21 protein-coding genes and 1 pseudogene are annotated in these 23,818 nt (G+C 40.4%); 6 read left to right on the top strand and 16 right to left on the bottom strand.

Features of this window, described 5'->3' with window-relative positions:
- Positions 1 to 3 precede the first annotated feature (3 nt).
- From coaE to HU830_RS06940, 6 genes are all read right to left on the bottom strand, one after another.
- The gene (gene coaE, locus HU830_RS06965) at positions 4 to 603 is read right to left on the bottom strand and encodes a dephospho-CoA kinase (protein ID WP_176943052.1); all 600 of its coding nucleotides are present in this window, start codon (positions 601 to 603) and stop codon (positions 4 to 6) included.
- A complete protein-coding gene (mutM, locus tag HU830_RS06960) occupies positions 603 to 1,433 on the bottom strand; it encodes a bifunctional DNA-formamidopyrimidine glycosylase/DNA-(apurinic or apyrimidinic site) lyase (RefSeq protein ID WP_176943051.1) in 831 nt (276 codons plus the stop codon). Before mutM ends, coaE begins: the two co-directional genes overlap by 1 nt.
- A gap of 6 nt (positions 1,434 to 1,439) precedes the next feature.
- Positions 1,440 to 4,091, bottom strand: a complete 2,652-nt coding sequence (polA, locus tag HU830_RS06955; protein WP_176943050.1) for a DNA polymerase I — start codon at positions 4,089 to 4,091, stop codon at positions 1,440 to 1,442.
- A 94-nt stretch (positions 4,092 to 4,185) separates the two neighbouring features.
- Positions 4,186 to 5,505: a UDP-N-acetylmuramate--L-alanine ligase gene (murC, locus tag HU830_RS06950; RefSeq protein ID WP_176943049.1), complete on the bottom strand. Its 1,320-nt coding sequence runs from the start codon at positions 5,503 to 5,505 to the stop codon at positions 4,186 to 4,188.
- Positions 5,506 to 5,516: 11 nt separating this feature from the next.
- On the bottom strand, positions 5,517 to 6,155 hold the full coding sequence (ytpR, locus tag HU830_RS06945; protein ID WP_176943048.1) for a YtpR family tRNA-binding protein: 639 nt from the start codon (positions 6,153 to 6,155) through the stop codon (positions 5,517 to 5,519).
- A gap of 39 nt (positions 6,156 to 6,194) precedes the next feature.
- Positions 6,195 to 6,515: a thioredoxin family protein gene (locus HU830_RS06940; protein ID WP_176943047.1), complete on the bottom strand. Its 321-nt coding sequence runs from the start codon at positions 6,513 to 6,515 to the stop codon at positions 6,195 to 6,197.
- A gap of 259 nt (positions 6,516 to 6,774) precedes the next feature.
- On the opposite strand from HU830_RS06940, the gene HU830_RS06935 reads away from it, so the two are divergent.
- Entirely contained in the window at positions 6,775 to 7,089 is a 315-nt protein-coding gene (locus HU830_RS06935; RefSeq protein WP_176943046.1) for a hypothetical protein, read from the top strand.
- 65 nt (positions 7,090 to 7,154) lie between these two features.
- Here HU830_RS06935 and trmB read toward each other — a convergent pair whose 3' ends face one another.
- From trmB to HU830_RS06920, 3 genes are read right to left on the bottom strand one after another with little or no spacing between them, the layout of a single operon-like run.
- A complete protein-coding gene (gene trmB, locus HU830_RS06930; protein WP_176943045.1) occupies positions 7,155 to 7,802 on the bottom strand; it encodes a tRNA (guanosine(46)-N7)-methyltransferase TrmB in 648 nt (215 codons plus the stop codon).
- 11 nt (positions 7,803 to 7,813) lie between these two features.
- A complete protein-coding gene (locus HU830_RS06925) occupies positions 7,814 to 9,025 on the bottom strand; it encodes an ABC transporter permease (RefSeq protein ID WP_176943044.1) in 1,212 nt (403 codons plus the stop codon).
- Positions 9,022 to 9,756, bottom strand: a complete 735-nt coding sequence (locus tag HU830_RS06920) for an ABC transporter ATP-binding protein (protein ID WP_176943156.1) — start codon at positions 9,754 to 9,756, stop codon at positions 9,022 to 9,024. The genes HU830_RS06925 and HU830_RS06920 overlap by 4 nt, the downstream gene beginning before the upstream one ends.
- Before the next feature lie 91 nt (positions 9,757 to 9,847).
- Between HU830_RS06920 and HU830_RS06915 the strand changes: the two genes are divergently transcribed.
- The 4 genes and pseudogenes from HU830_RS06915 to HU830_RS08935 all read left to right on the top strand — a co-directional run.
- On the top strand, positions 9,848 to 10,288 hold the full coding sequence (locus HU830_RS06915) for an HIT family protein (RefSeq protein WP_176943043.1): 441 nt from the start codon (positions 9,848 to 9,850) through the stop codon (positions 10,286 to 10,288).
- A gap of 2 nt (positions 10,289 to 10,290) precedes the next feature.
- Positions 10,291 to 10,563, top strand: a complete 273-nt coding sequence (locus tag HU830_RS06910; RefSeq protein ID WP_176943042.1) for a hypothetical protein — start codon at positions 10,291 to 10,293, stop codon at positions 10,561 to 10,563.
- Positions 10,564 to 10,674: 111 nt separating this feature from the next.
- A complete protein-coding gene (locus tag HU830_RS06905) occupies positions 10,675 to 11,589 on the top strand; it encodes a peptidylprolyl isomerase (RefSeq protein WP_176943041.1) in 915 nt (304 codons plus the stop codon).
- Between the two features lie 169 nt (positions 11,590 to 11,758).
- Positions 11,759 to 13,289, top strand: a pseudogene (locus HU830_RS08935) (transposase); the annotation flags it as partial.
- On the opposite strand, the gene HU830_RS06895 reads toward HU830_RS08935, so the two are convergent.
- From HU830_RS06895 to HU830_RS06875, 5 genes are all read right to left on the bottom strand, one after another.
- Positions 13,286 to 14,233 (bottom strand): 3'-5' exoribonuclease YhaM family protein, encoded by a 948-nt coding sequence (locus HU830_RS06895; RefSeq protein ID WP_176943039.1) that lies wholly within the window; start codon positions 14,231 to 14,233, stop codon positions 13,286 to 13,288. The pseudogene HU830_RS08935 and the gene HU830_RS06895 sit on opposite strands and share 4 nt — an antisense overlap.
- Entirely contained in the window at positions 14,230 to 16,686 is a 2,457-nt protein-coding gene (locus tag HU830_RS06890; RefSeq protein ID WP_176943038.1) for an ATP-binding protein, read from the bottom strand. Before HU830_RS06890 ends, HU830_RS06895 begins: the two co-directional genes overlap by 4 nt.
- A gap of 1 nt (position 16,687) precedes the next feature.
- The gene (locus tag HU830_RS06885; protein ID WP_176943037.1) at positions 16,688 to 17,866 is read right to left on the bottom strand and encodes a metallophosphoesterase family protein; all 1,179 of its coding nucleotides are present in this window, start codon (positions 17,864 to 17,866) and stop codon (positions 16,688 to 16,690) included.
- A 228-nt stretch (positions 17,867 to 18,094) separates the two neighbouring features.
- Positions 18,095 to 18,436, bottom strand: a complete 342-nt coding sequence (locus HU830_RS06880) for a YlbF family regulator (protein WP_194946743.1) — start codon at positions 18,434 to 18,436, stop codon at positions 18,095 to 18,097.
- A gap of 15 nt (positions 18,437 to 18,451) precedes the next feature.
- Positions 18,452 to 20,524 (bottom strand): transglycosylase domain-containing protein, encoded by a 2,073-nt coding sequence (locus HU830_RS06875; RefSeq protein WP_228765871.1) that lies wholly within the window; start codon positions 20,522 to 20,524, stop codon positions 18,452 to 18,454.
- Positions 20,525 to 20,561: 37 nt separating this feature from the next.
- On the opposite strand from HU830_RS06875, the gene HU830_RS06870 reads away from it, so the two are divergent.
- Entirely contained in the window at positions 20,562 to 21,434 is an 873-nt protein-coding gene (locus tag HU830_RS06870) for an RluA family pseudouridine synthase (RefSeq protein ID WP_176943036.1), read from the top strand.
- A 51-nt stretch (positions 21,435 to 21,485) separates the two neighbouring features.
- Here HU830_RS06870 and argS read toward each other — a convergent pair whose 3' ends face one another.
- Entirely contained in the window at positions 21,486 to 23,195 is a 1,710-nt protein-coding gene (argS, locus tag HU830_RS06865; protein WP_176943035.1) for an arginine--tRNA ligase, read from the bottom strand.
- Positions 23,196 to 23,467: 272 nt separating this feature from the next.
- Complete coding sequence (locus HU830_RS09055) at positions 23,468 to 23,596, bottom strand: hypothetical protein (RefSeq protein WP_267463553.1); 129 nt, start codon at positions 23,594 to 23,596, stop codon at positions 23,468 to 23,470.
- Between the last annotated feature and the right edge of the window lie 222 nt (positions 23,597 to 23,818).

The following is a 23,818-nucleotide window of genomic DNA, read 5'->3' as shown; positions in this document are numbered from 1 at the left end:
TTACTACTCCTCATCATTCAATTGATTCAAGATTTGAATAACTTGCTTAGACAGCATAGCATAGTTACCATTATTTGTAATTATATAGCTCGCCTGGGCGCGTCGTTGCGCATTTGACCACTGAGCAGCGATCTTGGCTTGTGCTGCGGTAGAAGAAAGCCGGTCACGTTGACGTAAGCGTTGTATTTGTACTGCTGGAGTTACTTCTACCACAATGATTTGATCTAAGAGTCCTTGATAAGATTGTTCAAACAAGAGTGGAATTTCTAAAAATAAAGGTTGTAAACCGCTCCGAGCTTGAACAATTATCTCCTGAATTCGCTGCCTAATTAGGGGCTGAGTAATTTCATTTAATTTCTTTAAGGCCTGCGAATTCTCAAAGACGTAAGTTCCCAGCTCAGATCGCAATAAGTTCCCCTGTGAATCAAAAAATTGCTGGCCAAAAGTTGTCCGCAATCGTTGCCAACCGACGGTCTGGGGAGCTACAACTTCCCGCGCAATCTGATCGGCACTTAAAACGGAAAATCCTTCTTGAGCAATGATTTGTGCAACCGTTGACTTGCCGCTGGCAATTCCCCCAGTAATTCCAACTGCGATTCCCATCAGCTATTCAGGGGCTGACAAACTGGACAATAATGAGTCCCCCGGCCCGCGACCTTAATTTTAGCAATCGAATTTCCACAACGGGGGCAAGCCTCACCAGTATGTTGATAAACCTGCAATTGACCTTGAAAAGTGCCTTTTTGACCGTCAGCATTTACATAACTATGGACTGTTGTCCCGCCAGCATCGATAGCCCGTTTAATTTCGGTATTAATTGCCTGGTATAAAGTCGTTAATTGCGTTGCGCTTAGATTATTAGCCGGTTCTTGGGGGTTAATCCGGCTTTGCCATAAAACTTCGTCGGCATAAATATTGCCTAGGCCAGAGACCACATGTTGATCCAGTAAGGTCGCTTTAATGCTTTTTCGACGTTCACTTAAACCTGCTCGCAGAGCTTCCGAAGTATATTCTGGGGTTAAAGGTTCAGGTCCCAAGGCAGCAATCGATTTAAGATTTAGCTCCGAACCACGGGGAACGAGCTGCATCTTACCAAATTTTCGCACATCCCGATAGGCCAAATACTGGCCATTACTTAAACTAAAAATTACATGAACATGCTTATCAAATTCACTTTTTTCAGCTCGCAGCTGATATCGGCCTTCCATTCGTAAATGACTAACCATTGTCCAGCCATTATCAAAATGAAAAAGTAAATACTTGGCTCGTCGACCAATATCCGTGATTGTTGCTCCTAGTAATCTATCTCGAAATTCCTGAACATTGCCCACGATTATTTTGAAATAGCGAATTTCGATTTCGGTGATCGTTTGACCGACAACTGACTTAGTCAAGCCTCGACGAACGGTTTCAACTTCTGGTAATTCTGGCATTTTATTCTATCCTTTAGCATCGTACCATGTAAGGCCATAGGCTGATTCAACCTTTAACGGAATATCTAGTTGAACGGCAGAGTCCATAACTTGCGGTACCAATTTTTCTAAAATTGCAATTTCAGCGGTAGGAGCTTCAAAAATCAATTCATCATGTACTTGTAATAACATTCTAGTTTTTAATTGATGTTCTTGCAATTTTTCTTGCATATTAATCATCGCAATTTTGATCACATCAGCGGCACTTCCCTGAATCGGAGTATTCATCGCCGTCCGCTCGGCAAAAGAACGAACATTATAATTATGAGCGTGAATATCTGGTAAATAACGCCGACGGTGCATAATTGTTTCTACATAACCTTGCTCACGAGCCTGCTGAACCATTTGATCCAAGTAAAGCTTAACTTTGGGATATTGGTCAAAATATGACTTAATAAATTCCGCAGCTTCGGTTCGGGAAATGCCAATATTTTGCGCTAAACCATAATCACTAATTCCGTAAACAATCCCAAAATTAGTCGCTTTGGCTTTTCGCCGCATATCGGGAGTTACCGCCTTAATGTCTTGGAGACCAAAAATCCGCATTGCTGTATGGGCATGGATATCATAGTTTTCCCGGAAAGCCTGTTGCATATTTTCGTCACCCGATAAGTGGGCCAAAATTCGCAATTCGATTTGCGAGTAATCACTGGAAAACAACTGCCAATCGGGTTCACTAGCGACAAACGATTTACGAATTTCTCGGCCTTCGGAACGAACCGGAATATTCTGGAGATTCGGATCAACCGATGACAAGCGCCCCGTTTGGGTTAAAGTTTGCTGATAACGGGTATGCACCTTGCCATCTTGAGCTAGAGAATGGAGGAGTCCCACTACATAAGTGGATTGAATCTTTGCTACTTGCCGGTAATTCAAAATGTCGGTAATAATGGGGGCTTTATTTTTTAACTTTTCCAAAACAGCCACCGAAGTTGAATAACCTCGTTTGGTCTTTTTCAAAGGTTGTAGTTTCATTTCTTCAAATAAAACCTGACTTAATTGTTGCGGAGAATTAAGGTTGAATTCATGGCCTGCCTGGCGATAGATATCTTGTTCCAACTCCGCTAAACGAACTCCCAATTTTTGTTGCATTTCTTGCAAAGTTCCCTGTTCAACCTTAATTCCAGCAATTTCCATCTGGGCCAACACCAAAGCCAAAGGCAACTCGATTTCTTCAAATAACTGATCTTGATCATGCTCTTGGAGTTGCGGTGGCAATTCTTGTGCTAAAAATTGTAAGGCAGCGACCTTATTAGCTAAATGCTGTTTCAATTCAGAAGCCGCGGGAACTTTTTTCTTAGCTCCTTGTCCATAAAACTTTCTATCTGGCTCCAGTTGGTAGTAATTATAAGACTGAGCTAATTCTCCGAGATCATTAGAATTATCATTAACATCTAAAAGATACGAAGCCAACAGAGCATCAAATTTTACTCCCTGTAATTGAATTTGGTGACGATACAAGGCAACATAAGTTCTTTTATAATCAAATACAATCTTTGGAGTTTTCGGATTTTCTAAACAAGCCTTTAATTGAGGATTAGCCAAAAGTTCGACTTGATCACTTACCCAAATTTCTTTTTCATTTCCTACAGCTAAGCCAATAATTGGCTCAGTATGATAATCATCATTTAACATCTCAATAACGACTGTTTGTTCCGTCGGAGTGGCAACCCAATCTTCCAGTTGCTCCGTAGTTAATTCGTGGTACTTAACCGGGGGAGCAGAGGTCAACTGCTCTTGGGAGATATCCAATTTGTTCAATTTTGATTGGAAATTCATTTCTTTATAAAATTCGACTAGCTCTTCAGTTTGATCACCCTGATAAGTCAAATCCGCTAGTTCAACCTTGATAGGTGCCTGACATTGAATGGTTGCTAATTGTTGTGACAAGCGAGCTTGATCTTCGTCTTCCAGCAAGTGTTCTTTTAATTTGCTAGTCTTCATCCCGTCGATTTCTGCGTAGAGATTTTCCAAACTTCCATATTGGTGCAATAACTTCAAGCCGGTCTTTTCTCCAACCTTGGTTACGCCGGGATAATTGTCCGAATTATCCCCCATTAGAGCTTTTAAATCAATTAATTGCTGCGGTTTAATACCTAGCTTTTCTTGGAAATGTTCCGGGGTGTAGTACTCTAATTCAGAGACACCTTTAATGGTCACGACCACCGTAACTTGGTCGGTGACTAACTGAGTCAAATCACGATCGCCAGTAACAACTGTTACCTGACAACCGGCAGCTTCTCCTTGGCGAGCCAAAGTCCCAATAATATCGTCGGCTTCGTAATTGGCTAATTCATAGTTTTGAATTCCTCGAGCTGCTAACAGTTGCTTAATATAAGGCAATTGTTCCTGAAATTCACCCGGAGTATGGGGACGATTTCCCTTGTAATCCCTATACATTTTTGTACGAAAGGTCACCTTACCAGCATCAAAAGCAACTAACATCTTGCTGGGCTGACTTTTTTTCAAAATTGAATCCAGCATATTATCAAAGGCAAAAATCGCATTCGTATGTAGCCCTTGGGGATTTTTGAATTTTTCTAAAACATTATGCATCGCAAAAAACGCCCGAAAAGCAATACTACTTCCATCCACTAATACTAGTTTTTCCTTTTCCATGAACCTACCTCAACCTTCTAACTGCTTCCATTCTAACAAACAAAGAAAAGGAATGGCAATTAACCATTCCTTAAAGCTTCGAAGATTAAAGTTCTTAAGCTCGCGTCACTAATTGGCGATAAGCAACTTCGTATTTCTGGATATCTCCTGCTCCCATAAAAATAATAACCGCTTTGGGATCAGCCTGAAGTGGGGTTAAGTCAGATAGTGTTAAAACCTGCCCCCCATGTTTTAGCTTAGCTCCTAAATCAGTACTGCTAATTTGACCAGCTTGTTCACGAATTGAACCAAAAATTTCAGTTAAGAAGACTTCGTCAGCTTGATCTAGACTAGATACAAAGCCATCAAACAAAGCCTTCGTTCGACTATAAGTGTGCGGTTGGAAAACAGCAACTAACTTCCGATCAGGATATTGCTGACGAGCAGCATCTAAAGTAGCCTTAATTTCAGAAGGATGGTGAGCATAGTCATCAATGATGATTTGCTGACCCAACTTTTGCTCACTATAACGCCGTTTAACTCCCGTAAAAGTTGCTAATTCGCGTTGAATCAAACTATGGTCTAATTGTTCCAAATGACTAACTCCAATAACTGCCAGAGTATTTAAAACATTATGTTCCCCAAAGAGTGGGATTTCAAAGCGTCCTAAATTCTGATCCTGATACCAAACCTCAAAACTAGATCCTTTGGTTGTCCGCTGAATCTTCGCAGCTCGTAAATCATCATCATCTTGGAGACCATAATAGTAAATTTTTACTCCAGCAGGCACCTGCAACTGCCGTAAATGCGGATCATCTCCCCAAGCGAAGATAGCCTTTTGGACTTGGTTAGCAGCCGTTTGAAAAGCCGCCTGAACATCTTGGAGATCTTTGAAATAATCAGGATGATCAAAATCAATATTGGTCATGATTAAGTAATCGGGATGATAAGCCAAGAAGTGGCGCCGATATTCATCTGCTTCAAAAACGAAAAATTGACCATCCTTAACCCCTCGACCAGTTCCATCACCAATTAAATAACTTGTGGGCGCAATCCCTTGTAAAACATGAGCCAAAAGACCGGTTGTACTGGTTTTCCCATGAGCACCGGCAACCCCAATAGAGGTATACTTTTGGACTAATTTTTCAACCATTTCCGGATACTTAACAATCGGTAGTCCTAATTTTTGCGCTTCTTGTAACTCGACATTATGCTCATCAAAGGCATTTCCCGCGATAACTGTTTGACCAGCTTGAATATTTGCCGCGACAAATTCTTGGATGGTAATTCCCGCCTGTTCGAGACCCTGTTGTGTAAAAGTAGTTTTAGCGATATCCGAACCAGTAATTGAATAGCCCAAATCATGCAATACCAAGGCTAAAGCACTCATTCCAGTTCCTTTAATCCCCACAAAATGGTAATTTGTTTTTTCCATTATTAGTCCCTTCAGAACTTAATTTTTTGAGCCAAATCAGTCAAATCTAAGGCCTGGCCGGCTTGATAATCAGAATCTAAAACTAAAATCCCTCGTTTCTGAGGTGCATTAGGTAATTGCAGTTCCCGAGCAGCACAAATCATTCCCGTGCTGGCGACTTTCCGTAATTCTCCCGGGAAAATCAACTGACCATTTGGCATCATAGCTCCAGCTTTAGCCACCACCACTTTTTGTCCACTGGCAATATTGGGAGCTCCACAGACAATTTGGACAGTTTGACCGCCATCTATCAAGACTTGGCAGACTTGAAGGTGATCAGAATTTGGGTGAGCCTTCATCTCTTGGACTTCACCGACAACAAAATTGGGTCCAGTATCTACTTCCAGCTGGGCTTCAAAGCCGACTTTTTGTAAGTGCTCATTTAAAACTGCCACTTGTTGTGCAGTCAACTGGACTTGGCCTTTAACATCAGTATTTAATTGTAATTCAGCAGCTAAACCAAAGAAATTATAGCCAATTACTTGATTTTGATCCCCTTTAATTTGAACAATCGATCCCTTTTGCTCAATGCTTTGTTGCGGAGTATCGGCTCCGACAACTACTAATAAAACATCCCCCAAAACGGTAGGATTATATGAACTAATTAACACTCTCTTTTCACCATAACTTTCTCAATCTATCGGAATATTTTAAGCCAAAGAATCTAAGAAACTTTCTACTTCGGCCTTAGTCTTTCGATCTTTGTTAACCAAACGGCCAATTTCTTGTCCATGATCATAGACAACGAAACTAGGAATACCCATAATTTTCAATTCTTTTGCTAAATCAATAAACTTATCCCGGTCAACATCAACAAACTGATATTCACCATACTCTTGCTCAATCGCCGGCATCTCCGGTTTAATAAATGTACAATCCGGGCACCATCCAGCCTGAAAGAAAAGTACATATTTTCCATCTTTAGTTAATTCAGCCACATCTGTCGTTGAATATTCGCTTAATTTTTTCATCAAATCACCTTTTCCTTTCATTTTCCGAGCTTTTTCATTACTTAATTTCCAAGTGAATTTCTCAGCCAAGAAGATTTAAGATCGCAGAGCCAGTCCTCTTTTTAGCCTTCACAGCAGCATTATATCACATTTTTTCAGACCTTCACGGTGGCTTAACTAAGTTCAACTATTGGCTAATCTCTAAAAAATATGGTTATTTAGCGCCCAGCAAGAAGTTATAATGATAATATATAAGTATCAATCAAAGGAGGTTGAATTTATGGGTTTAAAAAGTCTAATTAAATCGACTTTAATAGCTTCAACTGCCCTCGTTACCGCAGGTGCCGGAGCTTTATATTTATTACATCAAATCAGCAGTAAGCAGGTCATTGAACGAATTAAAAATAATTTAGGTTCTGATGCGGTTATCATCACTACTTGGGTTGAGCCCCTCTTTCAGAAAGTCATTATCGACGAACAACCAACTTGGGCTTTAGTCGGTGGTGTAACAACCGTCGAAGATGATGCCGAAGCTCAGTATCATTTTGTTGCTTCGGCAACCACGGGGCAGCTGTTAGACATTCAAAAAATTTAAAAATCAGTGATCATAAAGAAACTCGCCGCAAACTACAAAAGTTTGGGCGAGTTTTTTCTAGCTCTTTAAATTTCGGGGAAACTAGCTTGGAGAAAATAAATTGGCTGACCTTTTTGTGAAAACTTATCTTCATACTCAGTTGGAATATTTTCTGCAGCTAGTTCACTAGCATGTAAATCCAAAGATACCTGTTCTAAATGTAACGGAAAATTATTTAAACTACAGAGAGCATACTCAAATAATCCGCGATTATCAGTCTTAAATTCCAATTGTCCTTGAGGAACTAACAACTGCTGATACAACTTCAAAAAATTAGGGGCGACTAAGCGCCTTTTTTCATGCCGCGTTTTCGGCCAAGGATCAGAAAAGTTTAAATATAGCTTGGTCACTGATTGCGGAGCGAATAATTCTGTTAAATTTTGTGCATTAGCCTGCAACAGTTGGAGATTAGGCAATTGCGCAACAACTTGTTTTTTCAAAATCATCGCCAGTGCCGCGGTCTGTAATTCTAACGCCAAAAAATTATGTTGCGGATTTTGGCGAGCTTTTTCCATAATGAACTGACCCTTCCCCGAGCCAATTTCTAATTCTAAAGGTTGTTTACTGGGAAAACATTCCTGCCATGTACTTGGCGTGGAATTTGCAGCTATCGTAATTAATTCTGGGTGGGCAGCAATTAACTCTTGGGCCCAAGGTTTATTTCGTAATCGCATTCTTCAATTCCTTAACTATGCTTTAATTTTTGCAATTGACGGGGTAAAACCCACATCACTAGGATTATACCGACAATTCCACTAATTACCAAGGGGAGACCGATGGCACTGAGAGAATTTTGAAAAATGACCACTACTATTCCCCCTAAAAGCCACTGAACTGTCAGTAAATTCGTCAAAAGTTTCTGAAAATTAACCTTCTTTTGTCCTGAGGTCAAAGGATAGATTTGGAGGAGCGGATGATGATCGTAGTGCCGGTAAAGTGGAACCAACTGGAACTCAACTAAATACAAGAAGAGACTCATAATTAAACTTAAAAAGAGAGCATTGTGCATTGCCGCCGCTAAACAAAGCTCAATTACTAGCAGGCGAGCGTACAGATTACTATATTCGCTATTTCGCAAGAAACCGCGAGCCAGTAAATAGAGATAGGTATTTTCCGACTTCAACTTAATCGGTTTGAGACACCAGTCCAACCAAGAGCGTCGGACAACCTTACTATTTAAATCAGGAACATCAGTAAATAAGTTATAGAAACGCTTAACCCGATAACTCCGTTGATTTTCTTGGTTTAATAAGTATTGCCATTGAAGTACCTGTTGACTAGCCCGGCGCCGCCTTTTTTCACTTCCAATCAGCCACAAGATAGTGCCAACTAAGCCCAAAATTACCGAACAATAAGCACTGACCCCCAGGAAAATAACTAATCCTAACCACTTTTCAATAATTAAACCCCATGCTTGGGAACCATAACAGGCACTGATCGCATTCGTCAAAATAGCAGCTTCACAGACTAAAAGTCCGAGAGCTAAACAGACAACCTTACCAGGGGTAAACTGGCCACCTAAGGCTAAAAGAGGTGTCACAAAAAAGCAACTCAAAATTAAAGCACCGGTGGGCAAAATTAAACTATAATTACGCGCTTGCTTTAGATAAGAACGAAATTGCTTTTCTTGAGCTAATAAGAAAGTCAAATCAGCGGCTTCAATTAAAGTCACTAAACTAAAACATCCCACTACGAGGGCTAAAATCAATAAAGCTAAAGGTAAACACCACCAAGTATGGGGTTTAATTTGTTGCAGTCCTTGAGCATACCAGTAACCAATGGCGCCGATTAAAAAAATTAAAGCTAGTAAAAAGTATTCATTAAAGACTAGACGTAGATACTTACTCTGGGTACGCAAATGAGTAGTCAGTCGCTTTTGCCAAAGTTGTTTAATCACCGCGGAGCCTCCTCAGACATTTGGACATACAGATCTTCCAAGCTAGTGGCTTCTAAATTAAATTCGGCTTTTAACTGTTCCAAAGTTCCTTGCGCCCGCACTCGGCCGTGATTCAAAAGCACAAAACGATCGGCACTTTGTTCAGCATTCGCTAAAATATGTGTCGACATTAAAATTGCTGCCCCTGCTTTTTTCTTAGCCTGCACAATAGCTAATAGATCATGAACCGCCAAAGGATCTAAGCCGGTAAAGGGTTCATCAATGATGTATAGTTTGGCGCTGGTCATAAAGGCACAAACAATCATCACCTTTTGCTTCATCCCTTTAGAAAAATTAATCGGAAACCAGTCTAACTTTTTATCTAGCCGAAATAATTCCAATAATTCCTGAGCCTTAGGCCACGTTGTCTGGGGATCAAGATCGTAAGCTAACATTGTCAGAGTTAGATGTTCTTTAAGACTTAATTCGGGGTATAATACAGGTAATTCAGGGACATAGGCAATTTGTTGGCGATAAGCCGTCAAATCTTGGGCTAAAGTTAGACCATTAACTGTAATTTTTCCAGTTTGGGGCTGAAGTAAGCCCATGATATGTTTAATTGTGGTGGACTTTCCGGCACCATTCAGGCCGATTAAGCCTACGATTTCACCAGCTTGAACTGCAAAAGTAGTGTCCTTTAAAACTGGGATGGCTCCATAGCCCCCAGTTACATGCTCAACCTTTAAAGTCATGAATTTTGTCAACTCTCTCCCAATAGATTGTAATTATGATAGCATTAAAGCTGAATTTATTGGAATGTTTTTAATTAAGGAGGTCTTACTGATGGTTGAAGTTAACCATGATTGTGTTTTTTGTAAAATTGTTGCGGGGGAAATTCCTAGCTATACCGTCTATGAAGATGATCAGGTTAAAGCTTTTCTCGATATTTCACAGGTTACCCCGGGCCACGTTCTAGTCGTTCCTAAGCATCATGTGCGCGATATCTTTGTTTACGATGAAGAATTAGCGGCCACAGTTTTTGCTCGAATTCCCAAGATCGCTCGAGCCATTAAAGCTAGTGATCCCCAAATTGCGGGTCTCAATATTTGTATTAATAATGGTGAAATTGCCTACCAAACTGTCCTTCATTCCCATATTCATTTAGTTCCCCGTTATCACGAAGATGACGGTTTCCAAATGAAGTGGGCCGACAATACTGCCAACTATACTAGTGATCAATTAGCTGATTTGGCGACTAAGATTGAACACGAGGTGGCTGATTAGTTATGAAAAGTTTTGCGACCGGTTATTTTTGGGGCAGTTTAGCAATGGTTGGCGGCTGGAAATTGCGCCAAATTTTAAAAAATCCGCGTTATCAAGCTTTACGTCAACTTCCTCACGATCTTAAAGAATTGCATAAACAATGGAAAACCCAAGTTCTGCCGACTTTGCAAGAATTACAAGCGGAATTAGCCGAACATAGTCCTGAATTGCAAGCGGCTTTTTTAGAACTCCAAAAGGTCTTAGAAGAGCTTCAAGCACAAATGGCAGAAGAATAGTTTAGTTTTTGCCAATTTAAAACATTGTTATTTTAATAATAACTGAAATATGGTATCTTGGTAAGTGTTATCTTAACTAGGATCAAACAAGATTGGATGTGTAAAATAGTTATGACAAAGAAGTTTAGTAAAGTGGCTTTAGCTGTGGCTGCTGTTTTGTCTGTCACCGCTGTGACCGGATGTTCCAATAACAAAGCCGTTGTGACCATGAAAGGCGGGAAAATTACCGAAGAACAACTTTATCAAAAGATGAAGAAGTCCCAAGCTGGTCAACAAACTTTACAACAAATGGTTATTTCTCAGGCTTTGAAGTCTCAATATGGCAAAGATGTCAGCGACAAACAAGTTGACAAGGAATTCAAGAGCTATAAATCCAAATATGGTGCTCAATTTAGTTCTCTCCTCCAACAAAATGGAATGGACGAAGCTAGTTTCAAAGATACCATTCGGACCAATGCTTTAACCAAGGTTGCCGTTCGAAAAGAAACTAGTATTTCTCAAGCGGACTTGAAAAAGCAATGGAAGAAATATACACCAAAAGTTACCGTCCAACATATTTTAGTCAAAGATGAATCCAAGGCTAAAGATATTATCGATAAGCTGAACAAAGGTGAAGATTTCAGTAAATTAGCTAAGAAAGAATCAACTGATACAGGAACTAAGAACGATGGTGGTAAATTACCAGCATTTAATAATAGTGATACTTCCCTTGATTCGAATTTCAAGAAGGCCGCTTTAAAACTAAAGCAAGGCGAATATACCAAGGAACCAGTTAAATCTTCTTATGGCTATCATGTTATCAAGATGATGAAGCGCCCTGGTAAAGGTTCAATGAAGGCCCATGAAAGCACTTTGAAGAACCAAATTTACAATAATCGGATGCAAGATTCCGCTACCTTACAAAAAGTAATGTCTAAAGTCTTGAAACGTTCTGATATTTCAATTAAGGACAATGATATGAAGAATATCCTTTCAGGTTATTTAGACAATAACAAGAGTAAGTCAAGTACTTCTAGCTCCAAGTAAATCTTTTAAAATTTAAAAGCGAGCGAGATTTAATCTCCCCAAAAAGAGGCTGTGACATAAGTCTCTAAGAAAAAAAGGACCTCTAGAAGATTTTTCATTTTCTAGAGGTCCCTTTTGTTTTAAAATAAACTAAAAAACAACCGTGGGGCCAACACCCGTTCGACTGATAACCTTCGAATTGAAATACCAATACCAGTTTGGTCGGTCACGAGAGTATGACCTCGGTGCACTACTCAAATTGGTCTTATTAGCCTGTACTTACAGAATTTCTAGCAGTCAAAAAATTGAACAATTGGCTCAAGAAACAAGGTAGCGGCTTGGCTTACGCAAAGCCAAGAGCCGGCCTATCGAACTATTTGTCGCTTTCGGGTATCAGAAGAACTAACCGCTTTAACTAAGGAAAGCCTGCCGAACCTAACCCACTTTCTTCGTCAACAGGACCTGATTAAGGACCAATCTTTTATTGATGGAACCAAAATTTTAGCTGATGCCAATAAGTATAGCTTCATCTGGCGGAAGAACACGATTCGGTTTGATCGGTTGAATCAGGAAAAATTAATTCAGCTTTTAGGTGAACTGCCAGCTGCACAAGTGATTGGTGAAATTCCCCAAGGCTCTGATTTAACTTCGGAGGCTTTAGATCTCGTAATTAATCAAGTTGCAGATCGTTTAGTAGTTTTAGAAGAAGAGATTCAAAAAACTGCCCAAGTATCACCTAACCGAGCCAAACAGGAACGTTGTCACTTAAAGTCCCAGAAACATCAGTTACAATACCGACAAGAAAAAATGCGCCAATACCGATCTCAAACCGAAATCTATGGTACCCGAAATAGTTATTTGAAGACTGATCATGATGCCACTTTTATGCGCGTCAAAGAAGATCCAATGGGCAATAGCCAGCTAAAGCCGGCCTATAATCTTTAAATCGCTACTAGTCAACAATTCATTAGGAGTTATGTTTTATTTCAAAATCCCAACGATACACGAACTATACCACCTTTTTTGAAATAATTAACAGCACAGAAAGCTTTAGGCTCGACCATCGTCGCTGATGCCGGTTATGGATCGGAATGGAATTACCGTTTTTGCGAAGATGAATTAAGTTCTAAAACCGTAATTATTCCTTATAGTACGATACGAGGCTCAAAGAAAACAGGCGCAAGTGGCGCAGTGATGATCGAAAAGTAATGAATTGAGAATACCACGCCCCAGATGATTATTATAAGGAGTCCGGTTTAACTTTTATGCTTACCGTCGCCGGCATGATCAAACTGGCTTTCAAAGAGGTTTTAAAGAATACCGAGCTGAGTTGCATGATCTTAATCAAAACCCAATTCCTGGGGCTCTAACGGTTAGAGCCCGTCAAAAGAAAATTTTAATTAACGAAGATTGGGAATACTATAAAGCCCAACAGCGTCAACTACAAACCGCTGGACCGACCAAGTCAAGTTACGCACAACGCAAGATTGATTTTGAAGTTCCGTCATTTCTTGGTTCGAGGTTTAGATAAGGTAACTAAGGAAGCTGGATTGTTAGTATCAGTCTTAAACATCTTAAACTTAAGGTCCCGTTTAGAACCACTTTTAAAAACAGGAATAAAAATAAGAGTTGCCAAACTAAAAAATCATTTGGTAACTCTTATTTTTATTTTTGACTGGACTTATGTCACAGCCTCTTTTTCTGTTTTCTCTAATCTTTAATCAATATTTTGAGGGACATAAAAGCGGCGATTATCTAAGCCAAAAACTGGGGCACTGAACTCACCCAGTAAAGTTTTGGCAGTCGCCTTTGTAATCATATTGATTGCAGCATCTAATTCATCTAAATCGTGTAAAATCTCAGCCTCTAAAATTTGCGGCCGCTTAGGAGAACCATATTCATTCAAACCATGATGGGCAATAATCATATGCCGTAATAAGAGAATTTTTTCATCATTAGGATCAAACTGTAACTGTTGACAAGCAGTAATAATCTCTTCGTCGATTAAGACAATATGTCCCAGCAAGTTTCCAGCAACCGTGTATTGCGTTCCCACGGAACCAGATAATTCGGTTGTCTTTCCCAAATCATGTAAAAAAGTTCCGGCCAATAAAAGTGAGGCATTAACTTGCGGATAATGACGGCAAACATCTTGCGCTAACCGGGCAATACTTAAAGTATGAAAAGCTAATCCTCCTCGATAATCATGATGGTTTGACTTCGCCGCTGGATATTCGTAAAAGCTATCTTGATGCCGTTTTAAAAGAGCGCGGACAATCCGATTCCAATGAGGCTCAACAATTTCCAATAACAAAGATTGAACTGCTTCTTGAAGTTCAACCTTTGTTAAGGGTGCTTGGGGTGTTAATTCAGCTACCAGATGCTTAGCTTGCGGATCAAGCGTCAAACTATTAATTTTAACCTGCAAAGAACCATTGTATAACTCACATTTTCCTTTTAAGATGACCACCGTTCCCACTACAAATTTGTGAGTATCTTCTATCGTGGCATTCCAATACTTACCCGGTAACTTTCCCGAGCGATCCGAAAAAACTAAATCCAAGAAGTGACTCCCATTTTTAGCTGTTCGCCAAGTCATTTGGTCGATAAGTACCGGCATTTCAAAGCTTGAACCAGCTTTTAAAGTCGCCAATTTAGATTTCATAAAGTCTTCCCCCCTTTTAACTGTAAAACGTGTGTTGCTGGAAAATCGGCTCCACTGGTACTAGCATAAATCACTTGCGTAGTTGAGGCAATCTGCGGCAATAAACGACTAATAATCTGTCGCCGGGATTCATCAAAATCAACTAAGACATCATCTAACAATAACGGTAAAGTAGTTAAATCGGCCACTTCTAGCACAAAGGCCAGATTCAAGGCCAAGAATAATTGCACCATTGTTCCTCGGGAAAGCTCAGCTACCGCAAACCAAATCCCATCGGTGGTTAAAACCGTTAGCTGTCCCTTTCTAAATTGTAATTTTTGATAATGACCTGCTGTTAATTCTTCAAAAAAAACTTGGGCCCGAGTCAATAGATGCGGTAGCCGGTTCGAACTGGCCTGATTTAAGGTTTCCTGAATCCAATCGGCAGCTAACTGAAAACTAAGCCAATTACCAAAATCAATTTCGATCTCTGTCTTATTATTTTCAATTTTTTGTTGTAAGTCTTGATACTGGCGGTCATTAGCCAAACGTTGTTGTTGGGCAAGTAAATTGGTTTCTTGTTGACGCAATTTTTCCTGTTGCTTCCGGGAGGATTTTAATTGTTGCTGCTGCAATCGCAATTGGTCTTGAATGGTCCTAACTTGGCTAACAGCCTGCAATGATTTTAAATCGGGTTGTAGGGTTGCTGTCAAAACAGCTAAGCGTTGCTTGTACTCCTGTTGCTGTTGATTCTTGTCGCGTAGTTGTCGTAAATCAGCAGCAGTCAGAACCCCATAACGTTGTAAAAGTTCTTTTAACGCTGTTTCTTGCCGCAACAACTCTCTTTGTTGTTGGGCCAATTGTTGAGACAGCTGCTGTTGTTGGGCTTGTTCTTGTTGCCAAGCTAGTAATTTTTGTTGACAAGTTTGATAATAATTTTTAAATTGCGAGGGAGCGATTGTTTTTGGTAACAAGACTTGCACTTGCTCCTGCCAATTTTGTAATTGTTGTTGATAATTTTCTTTTTCCTGTTCAACTTTTGCGATCTCTCTCGCTAACTCGGTCCACTGCTGAGCCGCCAGTTGCCAGGAATTAACTCGGTCAGTAGCTAAGCCCGTTAATTGATAACGCTGTTGAAATTTCTCCTCACTGTCTGCTGGTAATTGGAGGGCAGCAGATTTAGCCCCCTTAGTCAAAGACCAAGAATAAGCTCCGAGACCAATTCCCAGAAAGGCAATAATTAGTAACCACCAATTTTGTGTCATAAAACTAGCTCCGAGACCGAGCACTAACAAACCTAATCCTCCCCAAAGCCAACCGGAAGCGGGGGGTGCTTGCTCTTGACTCCGATTGCGGGGGTGATTTTGTAATTGCTGCCACTCTTGAAAAGCGGCTTTTGTTAGAGGTTGTTGCCGTTGACGTAAATATGGTTCTTGCTCAACTAGGACTCGTTGTTGTTCCTGGAGCTGATGGAGCTGCTGTTGCCCTTGAATTTGCTGAGTCTGCTGGTAATTTAACTTTTCCCAGTCTTGTAGTAATTCTTGCCAGCGGTCTTGCCGTTCTTGAAACTTCAAGAGCTCCTCGGGCAATTCCTTAGCCGACGCCAGTTTAACTTGTAGATTTTGCTCTTGCTGATGTAAAGTTCGAATTCGTTCTTGCAGGCGGTTAAACTGATCCCAATCGGTATCTAAAACAACCTTTTCCGAGTTTTGCGACTGTAATTGCCGCCATTCTTGATAATCGGGCCATTTCTGCAAAAGTTTTTGCTGCTGCCGTTCATTAGTTTCTTGTTGAGATGTTTTTTTAGCTAAAGCTGTTCTTTGAACGTCAAGCTCAGTTAGCTGCTGGGCCAATTGTTGAAACTGCTGTTTTTGATCCTGAACTATTTGAAATTGCTTTTTTAAATTGATACTTTCCTTGAGGAGCAGATTGAGAGGCGGTTTCCGACCCTGAGGGCGATAAATTTCTTGCGCCCGGTGACGAAACTGTTTTGCTAACGGAAGCCAATCTTGCGCCCCGACAGCACCAATCGCCATAATCCGCTCCATTAACTGTTCATCGGTCAATTTCAGAACCTGATCGACAGTATTTCGATCAAGATAATTAGTAAGCATAAATAGCTTGGCAGTCATCGGTGATAGCAAGGCTTGATATTGTTCCAAACTGACTTCTTGTTGATTCTTTAAGACTGTGAGCTCTTGTTTAGTCCCGGTCTTTGTCCGCCGGACCAACCATTGATCAGAGTCCGCAACTAAACAAACTTCCCCGCCATACTTACTACTTTTCCGAGGCAAATACTGGCGATACTTTTGATGGCCGTCTGCAAAGCCAAATAGGACTGAATATATAAAAGCTAAAAGGGTCGTTTTTCCAGACTCATTATCCCCTACAATCACCTGATAATCGGTTTGAAAACTAAATTCTTGATCTACCCAGCAGCCAAAACCATAAATTCGAACTCCCGTAATTCGCATTTTAAACCTCCGTTTCAGGTTGATTAATAAAATTTTGTGCCCGTTCTTGGACGCTCTTTAAAAACTGCGGATCCTGAATTAAACTACGAATCAAAGGATTATTCTGGAGTTTTCCTTGATTCAATAAGTCGGCCAACTGCTCGGAAGTAAACACTTTCTGGGCTGCTTGCTGCCAAAATTTAAGATCAAGTTGTGTGACCGCCTGTAAAGCGGAAGCTGCTAACTGTAAACGATAGACATAATTATTAGTCGTCTGTAAATTTTCTAGTAAGGCCGGATCACTCAAACGTTGTTGAAGCTCTACTGTCAGCTGGGAGCTATCTTCTAAGGTTAATTCCACTAAAGTCTGCTCTGGGCTAATAATAGCCGCGCGCAACTTCTGTAACAAACCATCTAGATCCTGGACCCCGGCTACTGAACAAGTCTGATTTTGCCAAATTACTGGTGCACAGGCTTGAAAATCCAACCGGGTTTGGCCGCGCTGAACAGTTACCAAATAAAATCCTTTAGCTCCAGCCTCATTTCGATGCCGTCCTTGCAAGTTTCCCGGATAAACAATCCACGGATCTTGACTCAAGATTTCACGCTTATGAATATGTCCTAAAGCCCAATAATCGTATCCCTTCGAACGTAATTCCGCCAAAGTAAAAGGGGCATAGTCGCCTTGGTGTTCCTTACCCAGTTGACCATGCAAGAGACCGATTTGATAGTCGACTTCCGCCAAACGATTGGGGTATTCTCCTAGCCGATCTGCTCGAATATGATTTTGGTCATAGCTAAAACCAGTTAACGCTACCCGGGTCTGATCAGCAGCAGTAAAAACTTTGGTCGTGACCTGCGGCCCAAAAACATGGACATTATCGGGCCAAGAAATCATCGCTGAACTGCTAGTTAAATAGTCATGGTTGCCATAGATCATAAAGACGACAATTTTTTGTTGCCCTAATTCCTGAAATTTCTGGCGTAAATACAACTGCGAATGCAAATCGCGATCCACTTGATCAAATTCATCACCAGCCAAGATAATAAAATCTACTTCTTCTTGAATAGCAAACTTTACTAGCCGGTCAAAAGCCGTTGTCAAAGCTTCTTGAACTTTTTCTTGCCAAGAAGCAGATAATTGAGTCAGTCCTTTAAAAGGACTTCCCAAATGAAGATCCGCGGCATGAATAAATTTCATTACGTCTCCCCCTCGTATAGTCAAAAATATTTAAAATTCAAGTTACTAGTTCAACTTGGATCCTAGTTGAGATTCTCTAGCTAATACTTGGATCTTGCTCCAATTTTTTATTAAAAATAGCTTTAACAATTAATAAATAGGCGAATGAAAACTAAAATTTTCATTCGCCTATTTGCCTATCGGACAAAATTATCTGATTTCAAAATCTTTTTACTTATTGAAAAACTTTTAGCCGTTATAGATATCAGCAATTGGCTTAGAAATAATTTGGTTCAATTGTTCCATCATGCCATTAACTTTACGTTCAGCTTCCATCAACTTTTGAACTACATCATACTTAGATAATTGCTGAGACAAAGTTTGCAACTGTTGAATTGTATCATTGTCCAACTCTTCATTATTAGCTTGTTGCGTTTGCAATTTATCCTGCAACTGTTGCAATTGTTGGAATAAACCGAAAGCCATCGGGTCAGCTTTTAATTGGGCAAAAGCAGCCTGCAAGCCCAATACTTCTTCGGTTTGGCGTAAGTCCTGCTCTAATTGATTCGCGGTGTCGTAAACGTTGATCATGTAATTTCTCCTCTATTAATGTGGGAAAATCCCTTTAATTTGATTATACCATTGCGTCACATTTTTGCGAGCATCGTCTAGCTGATCCTGTAAGTTTCCTAAGAAACCAGAAGCATGATGTTTCGCTGAATTTTGGGACATGATCTGATTAGCATCCTTAACCCCAAAACTAGAATCCTTCGTATATTGCAAAATATTAGTCATTTCGGTCTTAAAAACTGGTGTGATAGCTTGCTCAGTTCGTCCTTGAAGAAAATGACCGGCATCAGTTTTATCATAGCCTAACCAAGTTGAGACCACGATATCAGGAGTATAAGCCACCATCCACTGATCTTTGGTCCCAATCCCATAACTTCGAGGAACTTCAGTACTTCCGGTCTTGCCCGCAATTTGATAATTAGCCGGTTGAGCAGCCTGTCCGGTACCTTGAGTATAAACCCCGAGCATCATGCTAGTCATGGTTTCAGCCGTTTTCTTACTCATAATTGGCTTCGGTGATTTCTTGCGATTAGCGGCGATTAAAACACCCTGAGCGTCGACAATTTTTCTAATAAAATGAGTCTGAACAATCTTCCCTTCATTAGCAAAAGCAGTATAAGCTCGAGCAATTTGATAAGGGGTCACGCCCCTTTCCAGACCTCCTAAAGCCAAAGCTAAGTTTTGATCACCGGGAGCAACTTTAATTCCGAAGTTCTCTAATGAAGAAACTCCCTTATTAATCCCAATTTTATCCAAAACCGAAACAGCCGGAATATTTTCACTATTAGCTAACGCCTTATACATCGGAATCTTATCACTATATGTGTCGTCAGCGTTTTTAGGAGTATAGTTATCTTTCCCAAAACTAGTAATTTTGTTAGGTAATTCGGTATCTAATTTATAACCGGCCTCAACCGCAGGGGTATAAACGGCTAACGGTTTAATAGTTGACCCCGGCTGCCGTCGCATTTGCGTAGCTCGGTTAAAGGAACGAAAGGCATTTTGATCCCGGCCTCCCATCACGGCCATCACTCCACCATCGGTCGGATTAATCGCAATTGAAGCCACTTGAGCTTTAGTTCCGTCGGCATTGCTAGCCGGAAACAGCTCATCCTGTTGTAAAGCTCCTTGCATTTGTTGTTGAATCTGGGTATCCAAAGAAGTATAAATTTTGTAGCCTTTATTCAGTAATTCCGACTCACTTAAATGATAGCGACTTTCAGCCTCTGAAATCACTGCATCAAAATACGACGGGTAACGATAACTATCCAAGTAGTTATAACCGTTAGTAATCTCTACTGGTTGACTCTTAGCTAGCTGCCCTGATTCGGAAGAAATTTTTTGATTTTGCACCATTAGCTGCACAATTAAGTTTCTCCGGGCCTTGGAATGGTCCGGGTGGTGAATAGGATCATAGTAGCTCGGGTTCCGTAACATCGCTGCCAAAGTTGCGGCCTGTGCTGCATCCAATTGACTAGCATTAACGTCAAAATAACGTTTAGCAGCATCTTGAACTCCCCAAATTCCATTTCCAAAATAGGAATTATTCAAATACATGGATAAAATATCCGATTTGGAATAGATTCTGTTAATTTCAACTGCTAAAAAGAATTCTTCAACCTTTCGCTGAAGCTTTTGTTTTTGATTCAATAGGGAATTTTTCACCAATTGTTGAGTTAACGTACTCCCTCCACCTACAATTTGTCGGTGTAATAAAATCCCCAGAAAAGCTCGACCATAACCCTTGATACTAAAACCATAATTGGTCCAAAAGGTGCGGTCTTCCGTCACAATTACGGCATTTTGCATGTCCTTGGAAATATGATCAAGTTTGACGAAAGTTCCCTTCTGCGAATACAAGGATCCGGCTTTAGAACCATTGGCGTCAATAATATCCGTTGTCGTTTGTAAGCTTGATTTTAAATTGTAAACATTAGCTGTTTTAGCTTTGAAAGTTCCCCAAACACTAATGATTAAAAATACGCTCAAACCGACCAAAATGAACAATCGAATTAAGTGATATTGTTTAGTTACTGCGTGCAGCCAGCGACCAAAGTTTCGAAACATGGCTTGCAGCTTGGTTAAATTTAGTTTATTATCAAATTTCATGATTCTATTTTACCATATTATATATTTGAGGTGTCTTTTGATCTTAGAACGTCATTTTACTGTCCAAAACTTACCCCGCCCCTTAAGTGTGCGGGCAGCCCTTAACTATTGGCAACTGCCCCGAAAATGGCAGCATCAATTACGCATTAATCGTAGTATTTTGATCAACCACCACTACCAATCCTTCAATCAATTGCTTTTTAACGGCAACCGGATTGATCTAGCTCTATCAGCTGATCTCAAAAGGCAACGCTACTTGCCGGCTCCTCGGATTACTTGCCAAATTCTCTATGAAGATACCGATCTCCTAATCGTCAATAAGCCCGCGGGAATCAAAACGCACCCCAACCAACCAGAAGAAAAAACGACTCTCTTTAATGAATTAACGACTTACTTATCCCAGCCTCCCCTCATGTTACATCGCCTAGATATGTTAACTAGTGGTGCCATCATGGTGGCTAAAAATCCCTTGATTGTTCCGATCATTGAAGCCCAATTAGCCAATAAGACTCTGCAACGAACCTACCTTGCAGTTGTCCCTTATCACCCGCAAATGGCTCTCCAAGCTAGGATCACTGCTCCAATCGGATTGGATCCCAAAGATCGCCGGAAACGGCGGATCGATGGCTCGGGTTTAGCAGCCCGGACAGATTACCGAATTTTACAGCATAATCAACAATATGCCTTGTTACAACTCCAACTTTTTACCGGTCGAACTCATCAGATTCGGGTTCATTTACAAAGTATCGGTTGTCCGATTTTAGGTGATCCCCTCTATAGCTCTCAGCCAGCAGGACGCCTGTATTTACACGCCCAACATTTAAGTTATCAACTTCCCTTTCAAAAACAAGTCCGAACCGTCTTTGCGGCGACTCCAGCCTCATTTTATCAACTCACACAAGCTTACTAAAAAAATTCCGTGCCCTCGATTGAGATCACGGAATTTTTGAATAATATTATTTTACATTTCATCAGGTGCTTGAACACCCAAAAGGTTTAAGGCTTCTTTCAAAACAATTGTAGTTGCTTTTAAAAGATTTAAACGATAATCCAATTGTTCATCAGCCACTAGAATCTTACTGTGAGCGTAGTAGTGATTAAAGGATTTTGCTAGCCGTAAGGCATATTTAGCAATCACTGATGGTTCCCGCTGAGCTCCAGCTTGCGTTATAACTTCGGGGAAGTTAGCCAGTTGTTTAACAATATTCCAATCACTCTCGCCCACAGTTATAATTGTCGACTGCTCTTGAACTTGAGTCGCAGCCTTGCGCAGAACACTTTGAGCTCGGGCATGGGTATATTGAACATAGGGGCCGGTTTCTCCTTCAAATCGAACTACTTCTTCTAATTGGAAATCAAAGTTATCGGTTCGATTATTTTTCAAATCATGGAAGATCACTGCACCTACTCCTACTGCGTGGGCAACGGTTTCCTTATCCGGCAAAGTCGGATTTTTGGCATCAATTTGAGCTTGGGCCAATTGGACCGAATCATGTAAAACATCTTCTAATAAGATCACTCGACCAGCTCGAGTTGATAGCTTCTTCCCTCCAGAAGTAATTAAGCCGAAGCGAATATGCTCAATATCTTGGGCCCAATCGTAACCCATTTTTTGTAAGACCGCTTTTAATTGCTCAAAGTGAACACTTTGTTCACTCCCCACGACATAAAGTGCTTTGGCAAAATGGTAGGTTCGCTGCCGATACAAAGCGGCGGCTAAATCCCGGGTGATATATAAAGTTGCCCCATCTGATTTTTTGATTAAAGCTGGTGGTAAATCCGGACCCAAATCAACAATTTCCGCGCCTTTACTGGTTTGGAGGAGTCCTTTTTCTTCTAATAAGTCTGTGATCTCCGACATTTTATCATTATAGAAAGCTTCTCCCTTGAAGGAGTCAAAAGTTACACCCAGTTGATCATAAACTTTAGTAAAGGCCTTCAGGGATTCTTTGCGGAACCACCTCCATAAATAGGTTGCCTCTTGGTCTCCATTTTCCAATTTTTTGAACCATTCTCGCGCTTCATCATCTAACTCGGGATGTTCTTGGTCTAGTTGGTGAAATTTCACATAATACTTTTGCAGGCTATTAATCGGATCTCGCTTGACATCTTCTTCAGAGCCCCATTTTTTATAAGCCACCATCAATTTTCCAAATTGAGTTCCCCAATCACCCAAGTGATTAATTTTCACCGGTTGATAGTCTAACTTAGTTAAAATCTTGGCGATTGAATTTCCGATAACGGTTGAACGTAAATGCCCCATCGACATGGGTTTGGCAATATTCGGGGAAGACATATCAATAACGACTTGCTTTTGTTGACCTTGAGCACTACTTCCAAAATCTGCTCCTGCGGCAATTACTTCCGCCAGAGTCGTTGCGGCAACTTCTTCACGGTGTAAGAAAAAATTCAAATATGGGCCTTGCACTTGAACCTTTGCAAAAGCCGTTTGATCCAGCTGATCTAAAATTTGCTGAGCAATTTGTTGCGGAGCTTGGTGCAAATTCTTGGCGAGCTGAAACGCTGGAAAAGCAAAGTCTCCCATTCGATCGTTTTTTGGCACTTCCAATAAATTCATAACTTTTTGGGCGGTTAAAACTTGTGGTGCAATCTCCGTCAAAGCTGTACTAATAGCTTCTTGGACCGTCCGTTTAGCTTCTTCTAATTTCATAATTTCCTCCATAAAAAAAGTCTCATCCCCTTAAAAATTAAGAGACGAGACAACCCGCGGTACCACTCTATTTGATTAGTAATCCACTTTTTAAATTTATTTAAATTTGCACAAAGTCGCGACGGTATCAATTTAATGCTAGGTCGCACTCTCCTAGCCTCACTGTCATCTAACTAGCTGATACTTTATTTCTTTGCTTCTTCATCTTAGACTAAAGGTTCCATAATTTCAAGAATTAAAAAGACTGGCTTCTAATGAAGTCAGTCTAAAAATTATCGTTGCAAATGAGAAATTGCTTCTTGAATTGTTTTGCCTTGTCCACTTTCATTTCTGTTTGGATCCAAGGCAATGAACGTCTGTGAAGCTGTGTCGAGCTGGATTCGAAGTTTGTTCATATTCATGTTCATTACCTCCCTTTCATAGATTAAAGGTCATTCTACTGGCTAATAGGAAAGCTGTCAAGTATTAGATCTTCGAAAAATAAAAAAACTAGTGCTCGTTAAGGAGCACTAGTAAATTCGGTATAAAACCTTATTTTTGTAGATTCTTAAAGATTTAGTAATGGTAAAACTAAGTCGCTTGAATATTCAAACATATAAGGCGTCCCCTACAATTAGTAAGAT

Origin of the sequence: Bombilactobacillus apium, assembly GCF_013385145.1 — a bacterium.
Lineage (GTDB): Bacteria > Bacillota > Bacilli > Lactobacillales > Lactobacillaceae > Bombilactobacillus > Bombilactobacillus apium.
Note: the sequence above shows the minus strand (reverse complement) of the source record. Positions and strands in the feature narration are given on the sequence as shown.

Coding starts and splice junctions, on each gene's coding strand:
- argS (WP_176943035.1), bottom strand. CDS start 23,195: ATGAAATTAGAAGAAGCTAAACGGACGGTCCAAGAAGCTATTAGTACA.
- HU830_RS06895 (WP_176943039.1), bottom strand. CDS start 14,233: ATGAAATCTAAATTGGCGACTTTAAAAGCTGGTTCAAGCTTTGAAATG.
- HU830_RS06890 (WP_176943038.1), bottom strand. CDS start 16,686: ATGCGAATTACGGGAGTTCGAATTTATGGTTTTGGCTGCTGGGTAGAT.
- mutM (WP_176943051.1), bottom strand. CDS start 1,433: ATGCCAGAATTACCAGAAGTTGAAACCGTTCGTCGAGGCTTGACTAAG.
- murC (WP_176943049.1), bottom strand. CDS start 5,505: ATGGAAAAAACAAATTACCATTTTGTGGGGATTAAAGGAACTGGAATG.
- trmB (WP_176943045.1), bottom strand. CDS start 7,802: ATGCGATTACGAAATAAACCTTGGGCCCAAGAGTTAATTGCTGCCCAC.
- HU830_RS06880 (WP_194946743.1), bottom strand. CDS start 18,436: ATGATCAACGTTTACGACACCGCGAATCAATTAGAGCAGGACTTACGC.
- HU830_RS06920 (WP_176943156.1), bottom strand. CDS start 9,756: ATGACTTTAAAGGTTGAGCATGTAACTGGGGGCTATGGAGCCATCCCA.
- polA (WP_176943050.1), bottom strand. CDS start 4,091: ATGGAAAAGGAAAAACTAGTATTAGTGGATGGAAGTAGTATTGCTTTT.
- HU830_RS06905 (WP_176943041.1), top strand. CDS start 10,675: ATGACAAAGAAGTTTAGTAAAGTGGCTTTAGCTGTGGCTGCTGTTTTG.
- HU830_RS06875 (WP_228765871.1), bottom strand. CDS start 20,524: ATGAAATTTGATAATAAACTAAATTTAACCAAGCTGCAAGCCATGTTT.
- HU830_RS06935 (WP_176943046.1), top strand. CDS start 6,775: ATGGGTTTAAAAAGTCTAATTAAATCGACTTTAATAGCTTCAACTGCC.
- coaE (WP_176943052.1), bottom strand. CDS start 603: ATGGGAATCGCAGTTGGAATTACTGGGGGAATTGCCAGCGGCAAGTCA.
- HU830_RS06885 (WP_176943037.1), bottom strand. CDS start 17,866: ATGAAATTTATTCATGCCGCGGATCTTCATTTGGGAAGTCCTTTTAAA.
- HU830_RS06915 (WP_176943043.1), top strand. CDS start 9,848: ATGGTTGAAGTTAACCATGATTGTGTTTTTTGTAAAATTGTTGCGGGG.
- HU830_RS09055 (WP_267463553.1), bottom strand. CDS start 23,596: ATGAATATGAACAAACTTCGAATCCAGCTCGACACAGCTTCACAGACG.
- HU830_RS06940 (WP_176943047.1), bottom strand. CDS start 6,515: ATGAAAAAATTAAGCGAATATTCAACGACAGATGTGGCTGAATTAACT.
- HU830_RS06910 (WP_176943042.1), top strand. CDS start 10,291: ATGAAAAGTTTTGCGACCGGTTATTTTTGGGGCAGTTTAGCAATGGTT.